The sequence below is a fragment of the Polyangium spumosum genome (genome assembly GCF_009649845.1).
In the GTDB taxonomy this organism is placed as follows: domain Bacteria; phylum Myxococcota_A; class Polyangia; order Polyangiales; family Polyangiaceae; genus Polyangium; species Polyangium spumosum.
On sequence record NZ_WJIE01000007.1, the window covers coordinates 388017 to 401364 of the forward strand.

Here is a 13348-nt window from a genome sequence, read left to right on the forward strand (position 1 = left end):
GTCAGAACGCTCCCTGCAGCACGAGCCCGCCGTCGCCGCGCCCGACGTACGGCACCACGTGCACGCTTTGCGCCTGCGGTTTCTTCTGCGAGAGCCCGCGCGCGATGCCGAACACCGCCGCCCCGATCCCCGCCGCGCCCGCCGCCGTCAGGCCCACGAAGAGGTAAAAGCTGCGATCCTTGCGCGTGTTGTCGTCGTCGGGCCGGTAGGAACTCGCTGGATCACAAACGGGCGGAGCCCCGGGGCAGTTCGCCTGGATCCTTTCCTCCGCGGCCATCTGATCGAAGCGGAAGTACACCCCGGCCCCCACCGCCGCGAGCCCGAGCCCACCCGCGATGTACGCCCAGGCCGGCACGCCGCCCGAGGCCGCGGGCGCCCCGGGTTTGTCCGGGGGCGGAGGCGGCGGCGGAGGCTTCACCACCGCGGCCGCGGGCACGAGCGCGAGCTCCACCGTCGCCGTCTGGCCCTCTGCGAGGTCGATGGGCTTCTCGATCTTCTCGTAACCCGGCGCGGTCGCCGAGAACGTGTGGTTGCCCGGATCGACCGGGATCGCCTCGCCGAGGGCCGCGAGCGGCAGGCGGATCCCGTCGCGCACCACCTCGAGCCCCTCGGGCCGCGGGCTCACCACGAGCTCCACGCGGGCGAGGCGCTTCTCGATCGCCGCGATTCCATCCTTCGCCACGCGCTCGAGCTGCTTCTTGCGCTCCTCGCCGAGCGTGTCCTGGTTGAGCTGCAACGCGCGCCGGTAGTCGACGAGCGCCTGCGTCAGCTTGCCCTCGTGCTCGTGGCAGAGCGAGATGTTGATCAGCGTGCTCGCCGCGGGGTTCAGCTCCATGCTGGCCTCGAACTTCGGGCAGCCCTCGGCCCAGTTGTCCTCGGACACGAGCTTGCGGCCGCTCAGGTAGAGGGCCTCGGCCGCCGCGGGATCCCGCGGTTTGTCCTGACCGAGCGCGCGCCCGGGGCACACGGAGAGGGTCACGAGCGCTAGGGCGGCGAGCGCTCGCGGGAGCGCCGCCGGGATCGGACGTTCAATATTCATCGAGCGGATTCTTGGGGGTCTTCGACGTGCCGGTGCCCGGGCGTTTGCCGCGGCTCCACCCGCTGGTCGGGGGGACCGGCGGGGCGGGTTTGTCCGAGGCGGCCGACGTGATTGACGTGGCCGACGTGGCCGCCGCCGCCGATGCTGCCGCCGACGCCGAGGGCGCGGGCTCGGGCTCGACGTCGGGCGCGGCCGAGGCCGACGACGCTGGCTCGGGGATCGTGGCCGGCTCGGCGCTCTCGAGCACGGCCGGGACGACCGCCGCGGGCACGGGCGACGAGGCCGTCGGCGCGGACGTCGGCGTCGGCGCGGCGGTGGGAAGCACGGCGAGGGGCCCGCCTTTGGGCCAGAACACGAGCGCGTAGCCGACCGCCCCGACGCCCCCGACGAGCAGCAGCACGGCGAGTATCGGCGCGACCGACGAGCGCTTCCTGGTCTTCGCCTCCGCCGGGGAGCTCGGGGGCTCGCCGCTCGATCGGGTGAGCGCGGGGGCCGAGAGATCGCCGCCGGGCGAGGATGGTTCGTCCTCGGCCTCGGGCGCCTGAGGCAACGACGACGCCCCGCCCTTCTCGATGGCCGCGACGTTCGCGGGGACGGGCGGCGCGGTCGCGGTGATCGCGGCGTCGGCGGGCGGCGGCAGGGAGAGCGGCAGCTCGCGCGCCGGCTCGAGCACGATCGAAGGCAACACCGCGCGCGAGACCGGCGGGACGGAGATCGTGGGGGGCTTGACCTCGAACGCCTCGGCGAGCGCCACGATCATGGCCACGGCGCCGTCGAATCGTTCGCTCGGGTCGAGCGCGATGGCCTTGCCGAACCACGCGTCGAACGCGGGCGGCAAGCTCACGCCGAGATCCCTCGCGCGTTCGCTCGCGGACACCTGCGCGCCGCGCGCCACCAGCATCAGGTAGGGATAAAGCCCCTGGGCGCTCTTGCGCTCGCGCGCCCAGTACGGTTTGCCCACGAGCATCGTGAAGGCGATGTGGGCGAGCGAATATCGATCGACGCCGGGTCCGATCGTGTCCCCGGCGATCTGCTCGGGCGCCATGTAGAGCGGCGAACCGACGCTCTTCGTCGTGTTCGAACTCGCGGTGCCGTCCGCCACGATTTTGGCCACGCCGAAATCCAGGATCTTGAGGCGCGGCGAGCCGTCGTCCCTCCGCGTCAGGAACAGGTTCTCGGGCTTCAGATCGCGGTGGATGATGCCGGCGGCGTGGGTGCGATCGAGCGCGAGCGCGGCCTGGTGCAGGAGCGTGACGACCTCTTCGGGCGGCAGCCGCTTGCGCACCTTCAGGAGGGCGCCGACCTCCTCGCCCTTGAGCAGCTCCATCACGATGAACGGCATGCCGGTGGCTTCGTCCACGCCGGCATCGAGCGTCTCGACGATGTGCTCGCTCTCGATCCCGGCCGCGACCTTGGCTTCGAGCTCGAAGCGCGCGCGCATCTCGGGATCACTCACGAGGCTCGGCAGCATCACCTTCAACGCGCGGCGTCGCTCGGTGTTCTTCTGCAAGACCTCGTACACCGCGCCCATGCCGCCGGCCTTGATGCAACGCACGACCTCGTACGCCCCATGAAAGGTGGCGCCCGTCGCGAGGACGGCGATGTCGGCGTTCCGATCGGCCATGGCCCTCCGGAGGGTAGCAAAACCTCTCTGCGTTGGGCTCCTTTCCGGTCACAGAAGCAAGATCCACTCCGATTGCTGCGCCGCGATATTTTCATCCAAGTCGCGATCGTGATGCCAAACACACATTGCATTTCGCGAGAAAGCGTGCGTTTTCAGGGGCCACGCGCCCCGCTATCGTCGTGCGCGTCGCGGGCGGACGCTCGCGAAAGGAGAGATATGTCGCGCGTGCGGCCCCTCGTGGACCTGCGGACGATGATCGAGCTCGGGCGCTGGCTCGGCCCCTGGACGGACGGCCAGGCGGCGCCACGCGACGTCACGCGCGAGGAGCTCGTGATCGAGGGGCATCGGGCCGGAGATCGGCCGTTCTCGGCCTTCGTCTATCGCTCGGGTCGTCGCGCGCCCGTGGGCTCGCTCCTGCTCGTGCCGGGGCTTCATTACCTCGGCCCGCTCGACCCGCGGATGGATCGGTTCGCGCGGATCCTCGCGAATGCGGGCCTTTGGGTGCTCGCGCCGCGGCTGCCCGATCATGCGTCGCTGGTGCTCGGCGAGGGCGTGTTCGACGACCTCTCGCGGGCCTTTTCGGCGCTGCTCGCTCTGCCGGATCGGCCGCCGGGCCGGCCGTCCGTCTTCAGCATTTCGTTCGGCTCGCTGCCCTCGCTCTGGCTCTCGGGGCGGTCGGGGCTCGCGTCCGAGGTGGGGTCCCTCATCGTGTTCGGGGGGTATGGCGATTTCGAGGAGACGCTTCGATTCTGCCTGTATGGCCGGCCGGGGGCGGCGCACGATCCGCTGAACCGGCCCGTGGTCTTCATGAACCTCATGCCGTGGCTCGAAGGAAGGCCCGACGACCCGGGCCCGCTCTCCGCCGCATTACGCCGTTACGTGGAGGCGACGTGGGGGCGGCCCGAGATGAAGGCCGACGGGAAATGGCAAGCGGTCGCGCGGTCCGTCGCGCAGGAGCTCGCGCCCGAGCACCGGCCCTTGTTTTTCGCCGCGACGGGGGTGGAGGGCGACACGAAGGCGCTCTTCGAGGTGGCGCTCGGGCGCTCGGGTGACGCATTCGGGTGGCTCGATCCAGGGCCATTCCTCGGGGGAATTCGTTGCCCGGTGCATTTCATCCACGGCGCGGACGACGACGTGATCCCGTACGAGCAGGCATTTTCATTGGCGAAGCGGCTGCCCGAAGGGGTTTGTCGAGGCGTGCACGTGACCGGTCTCTACGGGCACACGCACAAGGCGGCGGGCACGTCGCTCCGGGACGTGCAGGCAATGGCGCGGGAGGGGGTGACGCTCCTGCGGATGCTGGCGGCGGTGGCGAGGTGCGGCGCGGGCTGAAGAAAGCGGCCTCAGGAAGGCTCGGCCTTGCCCTCGGAGCCAGGGCGCGCATAGTCACCGGCCTCATGTCCGACACCATCTCCCAGGCCCTCTTCGAGCGTGCCCGCGCCGTCATCCCCGGCGGCGTCAACAGCCCCGTCCGCGCCTTCCGCGCCGTGGGCGGAAACCCCGTGTTCATCGCCCGCGCCAAGGGCGCGCGTGTCTACGGCGAGGACGGCAGCGAGTACGTCGATTACGTGGGCTCCTGGGGCCCGGCGCTGCTCGGCCACGCGCACCCCGACGTCCTCCGCGCCGTGCAGGAGGCCGCGGAGGGCGGGCTCTCGTTCGGCGCGCCGACGTCGCGCGAGGTGCGCTTCGCCGAGGCCGTACGCGCGCTCTACCCGGGCATGGACAAGCTCCGCTGCGTCTCGTCCGGCACCGAGGCCACGATGAGCGCCATCCGCGTGGCCCGCGGCTTCACGCGCCGCGACGTCATCGTGAAGTTCGAAGGTTGCTACCACGGCCACGCCGATCATCTGCTCGTCAAGGCCGGCAGCGGCCTCGCCACGTTCGGCGTCCCCGACTCGGCCGGCGTCCCCGAGGGCACCGCGAAGACGACGCTCACGCTCGCCTACAACGACATCCCGGCGCTCGAGGCGCTCTTCAACACGCGGGGCGGAGAGATCGCGGCCGTCATCGTGGAGCCCGTCGTCGGCAACATGGGCTGCGTGCCGCCCGAGCCCGGCTTCCTCGAGGCCATCCTCTCGCTCTGCAAGAAACACGGCGCGGTCTCGATCTTCGACGAGGTGATGACGGGCTGCCGCCTCGCGCGCGGCGGCGCGCAGGAGCGTTACGGCCTGCGCGCGGACCTCACGACGCTCGGCAAGATCATCGGCGGCGGCATGCCGCTCGCGGCCTACGGCGGCCGGGAGGACGTGATGAGCGTGGTCGCGCCGCTCGGGCCGGTCTACCAGGCAGGCACGTTGAGCGGAAACCCGGTCGCGGTCGCCGCCGGGCTCGCGACGATCGAGCGGCTCGTGCCCGAGGTGTACGAGAAGCTCGAGCGGCTCGGCGCCGCGCTCGAAGCAGGCCTGAAGGACGCGGCCGCGAAGGCCTCCGTGCCGGCCACGGTGCAGCGCGTGGGCTCGATGATCACGCTGTTCTTCAACGACAAACCCGTGCGCTCGTGGGCCGAGGCCTCGCAGAGCGACACGAAGCGCTTCGCGGCGTGGCACGCGGGGATGCTCTCGCGGGGCATCTACTGGCCGCCGTCGCAATACGAGGCGGCGTTCCTCTCGGCGGCGCACACCGACGAGGACATCACGCGCACGGTCGAGGCCGCGCGCGCGTCGCTCGGCTGATCCTGCTCGATCCCGTCACCGCCGCGTCTTCTTGCGCGCCACGCGGGCCACGAGCCCCGCGAGGAGGAGCGCGAGCGCGGCGGGGGATCCGGGCGGCGCGTACGAAGCGCTGCACATGCCGGACGGCGGGGTCTCGTAGAACGGGGCCGGGCCGGGGCCGACGTCGTCCGGGATCATCGCGCCGCCCATCCCGCCGCCGCCTTCGCCGCCCGCGCCGCCCGCGCCGGCCGAGCTCGACGACGACGAGCTCGCGCTCGACGCGCTGCCGCTGGCGTTCGGGTCCGTGATGTTGACGGCGGCGCACGAGTAATAATAGGGCTGCGACGCGCCTTGCATGAACTGGCGGAGCTGCATCACGCAGTTCTGGCAGGGCGTGTTCGGCACCGTGATCGTCGCGCTCACGAGCCCGCCCGACTGCGAGTTCATGTCGGCGGCCTCGTAGACGACCGCGTTGTTCATGTCGGTGCGCGTGACCGTGTCGATCGCCTTGGTCGAGAGGGACACGCGGAACATGCCGCTGTGGTTCACGGTCTCTTTCCAGGTGACCTGGAGCGTTTGTCCGACGACGAGGTCGGTGACCGGGTACCCCGAGGCGGGGCAAGCCGAGGCGGAGCCATCCTCGGCGGGATCCTCGGGCCCGGCGCCGAAGTAGCAGCCGCAAGGGCCGCTCTTCGCGTTGTCGTCGTTCGTGAGCGGCTGCGGGTTCATGAGCACCGCGTGCGCGAGCGCGCTCGAACCCGCGAGGAGGACCGCGGAAAAGGCGAGAAGGGCAGGAGTTCGGAGAAACATGGTCACCTCGGGCACGCCGAGGGTAACCGAGTCCCGGGCGGGAGAGGGCTCAGAACGAACCGGGCGGCATGCTGGGTGGTACGGCTTTGACTTTGTACCGCATGCGGAACGCCGCGATCGTGGCGCCGAGCTCGGCGCGCGAGACGAGCCGGCCGCGGCCGCGGATGCAATCGAGCAGCTCCTGATACAGCTCGTAGAGGAGCATCTCGTCGACGAGCGTGTTCGTCGTGGCGGGGAAGAGCTGGTTGCGCATCGCGATCTTCGAGCTCGCGACCGCCTCGTCCGTGACGCGGACGAACCCCACGGCGTGGAAGTTGCCGGCCGCGTCGACGCCGATCACGGAGGACGCGACGGGGCTCTTGCATTTGCCCGACTCGTAGATCCGGCGGATGTTCTTGCGGACGTCGCCGAGCGCGCCCGTGGTGGGATCGAACTCGTGCGAGGAAGCGCCGGAGCTGGAGAGCGCCGCCATCGAGCCGGGCCCCGCGGTCCCGAAGAGGTCGATCTCGCCGCTGCGGAAGGTGCGCGACTTCTCCCCGCTCGGGACGACGCCCTTCGAGGCGAACCAGCTCTCGAGCAGGAGCGAGATGATCTCGATGCTGTGGTGCTTCTTGGCGAGGTGGAAGGCGTGCACGCGCACCAGCGGGAGGAGCAGCTTGCGGCAGATCTCGTTCTCCTGCTGCTGCTTGACGCTCGCCACGTCGGTCGGGTGCGAGGTGCCGTCGAACTGCACGACGAAGAGCGGCAACCGCTCGGCGTCGACGGCCACGAGATCGAAGGTGGCGCGGGACACGAACTGCAAGAGTTCGTCCGAGAGGCCGTTGCCCTCCGTGCGGAAGACGTCCTGCGCCTTCACGCGCATCAGCACGCCGGCGCCGAGCCTCTTGCAGACCGTCGAAAGCCCGAAGCTTACCGCCTCTTCGGTATGGTGAACGAGCTTCTTCAGGTTTCCGTTCATCGCGCGACCGCTGGCCTACGGTAGGCTGATAGCGGCTGTGACCGCAACCGGAGACGACAGCAATCCACGGTGATTCTCTTTACAGGATCTCACGAAGACTCTCCTTGTCGAGAGGTTCGCCGGACGAGGCGCGAGGTCCACGCGTCACGCATGTTTGGTGGTCGCGTTGCAGTCGTGCTTTTTGCGATCTCGATCCTCGCTCCGTGCATCACGCTCGGCTGCAGGTCCGCGCCGCGCGCGGAACGAGCGTGCCCCGCGGGGTTTCGCGCGGACGAGGCGCGCAGGGCGACGATCCTCGCGAAGCTCGGCGAAGCTCCGGTCGGGGCGGACACGCGTGACCGGGCGCTCGCGAAGGAGAAGGTCACGTTTTGTTTCGGCCGCCTCGGCGTGTCGTCGGTGACGACCTCGGGCGTGGTGCTCGTCGACGAGGCGCTCGCGACGTCGGAAGCGGCCGCGCGCGTCGGGCACTTGCTCACGCACGTGGCCGAGGGGCTCCGCGTGGAGCCGCGCGAAGGATCGGACGAGAGCTGCGAGGTCGTCACGACACGCGCGCTCGCCGCGGAGGCGAAGGCGCTGTCGATCGAGCTCGGCTTGCGACGAGCGTTCGGCGTGTCTCCCGCAGACGCCCGCGTACGTTACGCGTTCGAAAGCGACTTCTGGGCCACGCCGGAGCAAGCCCGCGAGGCGCTCGTGCTGGCGTATCTGCGCGCGCACCCCGACGGCGCGCCGGGCATCGACGCGCTCGCCTCGGGTTACGCGCGCCGCTGCCGCGAGGCCCGCGACGCTTCCTCCGCGCGTTGACGGCGCCGCAGGAGGGACACGGCCCCGAGCGCGCCGAACGCGAGGGCGCCGAGCGACGCATCGAGCGGCGTCGAGGGCGCGAGGCGACACCCGCAACCGCCCTCGCCGCCGGAGCTCGACGCGGAGATGGTGGACGCCGACACGGGCACGCAGACCTGCAGCGTCTTGCAGGTCGCGCCCTGGGCGCACGTGTCGCCGTTCGCGCACGAGCCCACGACGTTCGAACGCTCGTAGTCCGCGAGGTCCGCGTCGGGCGGCAGGAGGCCCGCGCAGAGGATGGGGGCGACGCAGAACGGGACGTCCCGGCACGTCTCGTCGCTCGCGCACTCCACGCCCCCCGCGCACACGACGGGTCGGCAATACGGCCCGCCATGGCACGCCGCGCCCTCGGTCCCCGCGGGGCACTTGGCGGGCGGAGGCCCGACGACATCCGCGCGCGCAGGCGTCACGAACACGAGCGCCGACAACCCGAAGACCACGATCAGGAACGAAGGAAGCTTCATTCGATCTGCCCTACGCGATCCCACGCGTCTCGTCGACCGCGAAGGCACGTCGCGGCCCCGCACGAGGAGCGCTACGTTCGGGTGGAGCGCTCATGGACTCTCTCCGCGCCCGCATCGCGCGACGCCTCGAGCAGGGGATCACGCCCTCCCTGCCCGGCCGCGCCCTCGCGAGCGCGTGGGCCACGCTCGCCGCCGCGCGTGTCGCGCGCCCCGTGGCGCTGCCCGCAGGCGCGCGTGTCGTCGGCGTCGGCGGCGCCGTCCTCGGCGGCGCGGGCAAGACCCCCGTGGCGATCGCGCTCTCGCGCGCGCTCGCCCTCGAAGGTCACGACGTCGCCTTCATCGGACACGGCTACCGCTCGAGCGTCGCTTCCCCGCGGCGCGTCCTTCCCGACGATCCCGTCGCGCTCGTCGGGGACGACGCCCTCTGCGCCGCGCGCGCGCTCGCGCTCACGGACACGCCCGTCTTCGTGGCGAAGCGCCGCGCCGAGGCCCTCGCGATCGCGGTGCGGTCCGGAAAAACCTTCCTCGTCGTCGACGGCCTTCTCCAGGCAGCGCCTCGCCGCCTCGACGACGCCGTCCTCGTCCTCGACGGCGAGAGCCCGTTCGGCGCGGGCCTTTGCCCACCGCTCGGTGACCTCCGCGCCCCGGCCTCGGCCCTCCTCGAGGCGGCCGATCACGTCGTCGCGCTCGGCGGCGCGAACGCGCCGGACCTGCCCTCCTCCGCCGTGCCGCTCGCCTCGTCGATCGACGGCGCCCTCGACGCGTCTGGCCGCCGCCACGACCTCGCCTCCCTCGCCTCGCGACGTGTTGGCTTGCTCGTGGCCGTCGCGCGCCCGGGTCGCCTGCTCCTCTCGCTCCGCCGCGCCGGCCTCCGCCCGTACGCCGCCTCGTGCCTGGCCGACCACGCCTGCTTCGACCCGGAAACGCTCGAGCGTGCCCGGAGCCTCGGCCTCGACGCCTGGCTCACCACGCCTCGGTGCGCTACCAAGCTCCCGCCCTGGCTCGGCGCTGCCCCGGTCCTCACCCTCGATCATCGGGTCGACGTGGGGCCGCTCCTCGCTCGGCTCCTTCGAGGCTCGCGCGAGGGCGCGCCTGCCTGTGCTAGGCTCCCCGCCCCATGAAATGGACGCGTTCGCTCAGGTTGGTCGTGACGGCGATGGCGCTCGTCACCGCTCCTCTTTCTCTTGCGACGGTGGGCTGCGCGGGCGGCTCGGGTAACGCGAAGACCGCGGACGTCACACCGGGCGACATGCCCTCCGGCGCGAGCTGGACCGGCGTGTACTTCAGCGAGCTCTACGGCTACCTGCACGTCGTGCAGGACGGTAACGCGGTCGAGGGCAAGTGGATCCGCCCGCACAAGGACAAGTGGGGCACGCTCAAGGGCGAAGCCAACGGCGACGTCCTGAAGTTCGAGTGGACCGAGTACACCACGGGCCTCGTCGGCCCCAACGCCTCGAAGAAGGGCCGCGGCTACTTCAAGTACAAGCGCCCCGCGGGTGACAACGTCGACGACACGTTCGCCGGCGAGATCGGCTTCGACAAGGACGAGGTCGGCGAGCCCTGGGACGCGGTCAAGCAGCGCAACGTGAACCCGGACCTCGCGTCGATCGGCGGCACCGGCGCCTCCGACCTCGGCGGCGGCGACTGGGATTCGGAGAACAAGGAACAGGGAGCGCCCGAAGAGCCGGCGAACCCCTGACGAACGGCTCGGGGGCTCCGCTCGCCCGAGCGAGATTGCGACCATGGCACGACCTCAACCGCAAGGAATCAAGTTCCGCGAGCCCCCCATCTTCGAGCGGGGGACGGCCGGGCGCTCGGGCGCCTCGCTCTCCCCGCTCGACGTGCCGGACGTCGATCCGGCCGCGTTTTACGGGGCCCTCGCTCGCAAGGAGGCCGCGGGGCTGCCCGAGGTGAGCGAGCCCGAGGCGTTCCGGCACTTCGTGCGCCTCTCGCAGTGGAACTTCTGCATCGACTCGCAGCTCTACCCGCTGGGGTCGTGCACCATGAAGTACAACCCCAAGATCAACGAGTGGGCCGCGCGGATCCCGGCCTTCTTGAAGATGCACCCGGAGACGCCGGACGAGCTCGCGCAGGGCTCGCTCGAGGTCATGTGGCACGTGCAGCAGATGCTCAGCGCGGTGAGCGGCATGGACGCCTGCTCGCTGCAGCCCTCGGCGGGCGCGCAGGGCGAGCTCACGGGCCTCATGATGATGCGCGCCTACCACGAATCGAAGGGGCGCAGCCCGAAGAAGGTCTTCATCCCCGAGAGCGCGCACGGCACGAACCCGGCCTCCTGCGCGCTGAACGGCCTCGTCGCGGTGAAGATCGAGAAGAACCCGGGCGGCGTCGTCACGCCGCAAGAGGTGCTCGCCGCGATCGAGCGTGAGGGCGGCGACGACGTCTGCGGCCTGATGATCACGAACCCGAACACGCTCGGCGTCTACGAGAAGCACCTGCCCGAGATCATCGAGATCGTGCACGGCAAGGGTGGCCTCGTGTACGGCGACGGCGCGAACACGAACGCGATCATGGGCCACGCGCGGCCCGGCGACATTGGCGTCGACGTCATCCACATCAACCTGCACAAGACCTTCACCACGCCGCACGGCGGCGGCGGCCCCGGCTCGGGCCCGGTCTGCTTCAAGAAGCACCTCGAGCCCTTCCAGCCCGGCCCCGTGCTCGTGCGCAAGGACGACGGCACCTTCGCCTTCGATCGGGATCGCCCGCAGTCGATCGGCCGCCTGCGCGCCTTCTACGGCAACTTCGGCATGTTCATCCGCGCCTACACCTACCTGCGCGAGATGGGCGGCGAGGGCCTCAAGATGGCGAGCGCGCTCGCGGTCCTCAACGCGCGTTACCTCTGGGTGATGCTCAAGGACACGTACGCCGCGCCGGTGCCGGAGGCGTGTATGCACGAGGTCGTGCTGAGCGACGTCGACCTGGAGAAGCAGACGGGCGTCAAGACGCTCGACGTCGCCAAGCGCCTGCTCGACTACGGCTTCCACGCGCCGACGATCTACTTCCCGCTCGTCGTCCAGGGCGCGCTCATGATCGAGCCGACCGAGACCGAGACGAAGGAGACGCTCGACGAGTTCGTCGACGCGATGAAGGCCATCGCGCGCGAGGCCCACGAAGATCCGGCCCTCGTGAAGGGTGCGCCGCACAACACCGTCGTCGGAAGGCTGGATGAAGCACGCGCGGCGCGGCAGCCTCGGCTACGTTGGCGACCGCAGTCGAGCTGATCAGGGACTCCGGTTCGCCCCAAATTCGCGAATCGGCTTTGTCCGTGCGTACAATGTCGTCCGCTTTGCGCCCGCTCCTCTCGGGGAGCGGGTGAGGTCAGAGCTGAACGAGCAACGGCGTGTCCCGGACCATCACCGACAACGTCGGAGAAATCGAGACGATCTGCAAGACCGACCCTGCGCGCGTGGGGGACCTGGTCAAGCTCGTCTTCCGCTCGGATGACGACGCGGATCCGCCGTTCAACGTCCGGATCAAGTCGCCCTCGGGCAAGGTGATCATCGAGCGTGTCTTGCGGGAGCTGCCCACGGGCAAGCCGCAGAGCGCGGCGCCGGTCGAGTTCACCGCCTCGGCCCCGGGCGCGTACAAGATCGAGATCTGGCAGCTCTACGGGAAGATTCGCGGAAACGCGGTCCTCAACGTGATCTCGGCGATGTAGCGGCCTCCGCGCGCCGCTTTCGGGAATAAACGCGCTCCTGCGCCTGTCCAGGCGCCGCGAGGCTTGCTATGTGCCTGCCGCACATCGAGAGAGATCGCGCGCGCGAGGCGCACGATCGAGCCACGACGGCCCCGCGAAAGCGCCTGCCAAGAGAACCCTCCCGGTCCATGCCATGCACGACGTCCGCGCCCTGAACGAGCTCGTCGCGAAAGAGAGTGCCTTCGTCGACAACCTGATCACCGAGGTCGGCAAGGTGATCGTCGGGCAAAACTACATGCTCGAGCGGATCCTGATCGGCCTGCTCACGGGTGGCCACGTGCTGCTCGAGGGCGTGCCCGGCCTCGCGAAGACGCTCACGGTCCGCACGCTCTGCGACGCGATCCACGCGAAGTTCTCGCGCATCCAGTTCACGCCCGACCTCCTGCCCGCCGACGTGATCGGCACGGTGATCTACAACCACCAGAAGGGCGAGTTCACCTCGAAGCTCGGCCCGATCTTCGCGAACCTCGTGCTCGCGGACGAGATCAACCGTGCGCCGGCGAAGGTGCAGAGCGCGCTGCTCGAGGCGATGCAGGAGAAGCAGGTCACGATCGGCGACACGACCTACAAGCTGCCCGATCCCTTCGTGGTCATGGCGACGCAGAACCCGATCGAGCAGGAGGGCACGTACCGCTTGCCCGAGGCGCAGGTCGACAGGTTCATGCTGATGGTGAAGGTCGGTTACCCGACGCGCGCGGAGGAGCGGCAGATCATCGACCGCACGACGGGGATCATGGAGGCCTCCGCGAGCCGGATCATCGAGCCCGAGACGCTCGTCACCGCGCGCAAGGTCGTGCGGGACGTCTACATGGATGATCGCGTGAAGGACTACATCGTCGACGTGGTCTTCGCGACGCGCGAGCCGAGCCAGAAGGGCATGAAGGAGCTCGCGAGCTTGATCGAGTACGGGGCGAGCCCGCGCGCCTCGATCGCGCTGGCGCTGGCGGCGCGGGCGCACGCGTTCTTGCGGCACCGCGGGTACGTGACGCCCGAGGACGTGAAGGCCGTGGGCCCGGACGTGCTCCGCCACCGCATGGTGCTGACGTACGAGGCGGAGGCGGAAGAGGTGACGACCGAGCAGGTCGTGCGGCGCGTGTTCGAGGTGGTCGAGGTGCCGTGAAGGCCGGCGCCCGCAAGAAAAAAGGCAAGGCGAAGGGCCCGAGCTTCGGGGAGCGGCTCCGTGCGTTCTTCGGGCTCGGCGACGAGCCGCCGCACGAAGACGCGCAGAGCAAGAAGGACCGGGC

Annotated in this window: 12 protein-coding genes and 1 pseudogene; 8 read left to right on the top strand and 5 right to left on the bottom strand. The window is 70.3% G+C overall.

Translation table 11 applies throughout. The features are described 5' to 3' along the window. Window position 1 precedes the first annotated feature (1 nt). Together GF068_RS25785 and GF068_RS25790 are read right to left on the bottom strand one after the other, a co-directional pair. Window positions 2-1039 (bottom strand): PEGA domain-containing protein, encoded by a 1038-nt coding sequence (locus GF068_RS25785; protein WP_153822106.1) that lies wholly within the window; start codon window positions 1037-1039, stop codon window positions 2-4. After that, window positions 1029-2663 carry a serine/threonine protein kinase gene (locus tag GF068_RS25790; RefSeq protein WP_153822107.1) on the bottom strand — a complete coding sequence of 545 codons (1635 nt, stop codon included), beginning with the start codon at window positions 2661-2663 and terminating at the stop codon, window positions 1029-1031. The genes GF068_RS25785 and GF068_RS25790 overlap by 11 nt, the downstream gene beginning before the upstream one ends. 216 nt (window positions 2664-2879) lie before the next feature. Between GF068_RS25790 and GF068_RS25795 the strand changes: the two genes are divergently transcribed. Further along, the gene (locus tag GF068_RS25795) at window positions 2880-3995 is read left to right on the top strand and encodes an alpha/beta hydrolase (RefSeq protein WP_153822108.1); all 1116 of its coding nucleotides are present in this window, start codon (window positions 2880-2882) and stop codon (window positions 3993-3995) included. A gap of 65 nt (window positions 3996-4060) precedes the next feature. After that, window positions 4061-5335 carry a glutamate-1-semialdehyde 2,1-aminomutase gene (hemL, locus tag GF068_RS25800; protein WP_153822109.1) on the top strand — a complete coding sequence of 425 codons (1275 nt, stop codon included), beginning with the start codon at window positions 4061-4063 and terminating at the stop codon, window positions 5333-5335. A gap of 15 nt (window positions 5336-5350) precedes the next feature. On the opposite strand, the gene GF068_RS25805 is transcribed toward hemL, so the two are convergent. Further along, window positions 5351-6310: an SCE4755 family polysaccharide monooxygenase-like protein gene (locus GF068_RS25805; RefSeq protein ID WP_338046584.1), complete on the bottom strand. Its 960-nt coding sequence runs from the start codon at window positions 6308-6310 to the stop codon at window positions 5351-5353. 445 nt (window positions 6311-6755) lie between these two features. Beyond that, a pseudogene (locus GF068_RS47155) lies at window positions 6756-7082 on the bottom strand (DUF2726 domain-containing protein); the annotation flags it as partial. 174 nt (window positions 7083-7256) lie between these two features. On the opposite strand from GF068_RS47155, the gene GF068_RS25815 reads away from it, so the two are divergent. Next, the gene (locus GF068_RS25815; RefSeq protein ID WP_153822112.1) at window positions 7257-7883 is read left to right on the top strand and encodes a hypothetical protein; all 627 of its coding nucleotides are present in this window, start codon (window positions 7257-7259) and stop codon (window positions 7881-7883) included. On the opposite strand, the gene GF068_RS25820 is transcribed toward GF068_RS25815, so the two are convergent. Then, the gene (locus GF068_RS25820; RefSeq protein WP_153822113.1) at window positions 7835-8386 is read right to left on the bottom strand and encodes an MYXO-CTERM sorting domain-containing protein; all 552 of its coding nucleotides are present in this window, start codon (window positions 8384-8386) and stop codon (window positions 7835-7837) included. The two genes, GF068_RS25815 and GF068_RS25820, sit on opposite strands and share 49 nt — an antisense overlap. 92 nt (window positions 8387-8478) lie before the next feature. Here GF068_RS25820 and GF068_RS25825 point away from each other — a divergent pair, with 92 nt between their 5' ends. From GF068_RS25825 to GF068_RS25845, 5 genes are all read left to right on the top strand, one after another. Further along, window positions 8479-9507: a tetraacyldisaccharide 4'-kinase gene (locus GF068_RS25825; protein ID WP_153822114.1), complete on the top strand. Its 1029-nt coding sequence runs from the start codon at window positions 8479-8481 to the stop codon at window positions 9505-9507. Then, window positions 9504-10085, top strand: coding sequence for a hypothetical protein (locus GF068_RS25830; protein WP_153822115.1), 582 nt, complete (start codon window positions 9504-9506; stop codon window positions 10083-10085). Before GF068_RS25825 ends, GF068_RS25830 begins: the two co-directional genes overlap by 4 nt. 43 nt (window positions 10086-10128) lie before the next feature. Continuing rightward, window positions 10129-11628, top strand: coding sequence for an aminomethyl-transferring glycine dehydrogenase subunit GcvPB (gene gcvPB / locus GF068_RS25835; protein ID WP_153822116.1), 1500 nt, complete (start codon window positions 10129-10131; stop codon window positions 11626-11628). A gap of 119 nt (window positions 11629-11747) precedes the next feature. Beyond that, window positions 11748-12065: an emp24/gp25L/p24 family protein gene (locus GF068_RS25840; RefSeq protein WP_240807387.1), complete on the top strand. Its 318-nt coding sequence runs from the start codon at window positions 11748-11750 to the stop codon at window positions 12063-12065. Between the two features lie 172 nt (window positions 12066-12237). Further along, window positions 12238-13224, top strand: coding sequence for an AAA family ATPase (locus GF068_RS25845; RefSeq protein ID WP_153822117.1), 987 nt, complete (start codon window positions 12238-12240; stop codon window positions 13222-13224). The last annotated feature ends 124 nt before the right edge of the window (window positions 13225-13348 follow it).

Bases quoted from the DNA above. Each gene is read 5' to 3' on its own strand.
- GF068_RS25845 (WP_153822117.1), top strand. From the start codon at position 12,238: ATGCACGACGTCCGCGCCCTGAACGAGCTCGTCGCGAAAGAGAGTGCC.
- GF068_RS25795 (WP_153822108.1), top strand. From the start codon at position 2,880: ATGTCGCGCGTGCGGCCCCTCGTGGACCTGCGGACGATGATCGAGCTC.
- gcvPB (WP_153822116.1), top strand. From the start codon at position 10,129: ATGGCACGACCTCAACCGCAAGGAATCAAGTTCCGCGAGCCCCCCATC.
- GF068_RS25785 (WP_153822106.1), bottom strand. From the start codon at position 1,039: ATGAATATTGAACGTCCGATCCCGGCGGCGCTCCCGCGAGCGCTCGCC.
- GF068_RS25820 (WP_153822113.1), bottom strand. From the start codon at position 8,386: ATGAAGCTTCCTTCGTTCCTGATCGTGGTCTTCGGGTTGTCGGCGCTC.
- GF068_RS25790 (WP_153822107.1), bottom strand. From the start codon at position 2,663: ATGGCCGATCGGAACGCCGACATCGCCGTCCTCGCGACGGGCGCCACC.
- GF068_RS25825 (WP_153822114.1), top strand. From the start codon at position 8,479: ATGGACTCTCTCCGCGCCCGCATCGCGCGACGCCTCGAGCAGGGGATC.
- GF068_RS25830 (WP_153822115.1), top strand. From the start codon at position 9,504: ATGAAATGGACGCGTTCGCTCAGGTTGGTCGTGACGGCGATGGCGCTC.
- hemL (WP_153822109.1), top strand. From the start codon at position 4,061: ATGTCCGACACCATCTCCCAGGCCCTCTTCGAGCGTGCCCGCGCCGTC.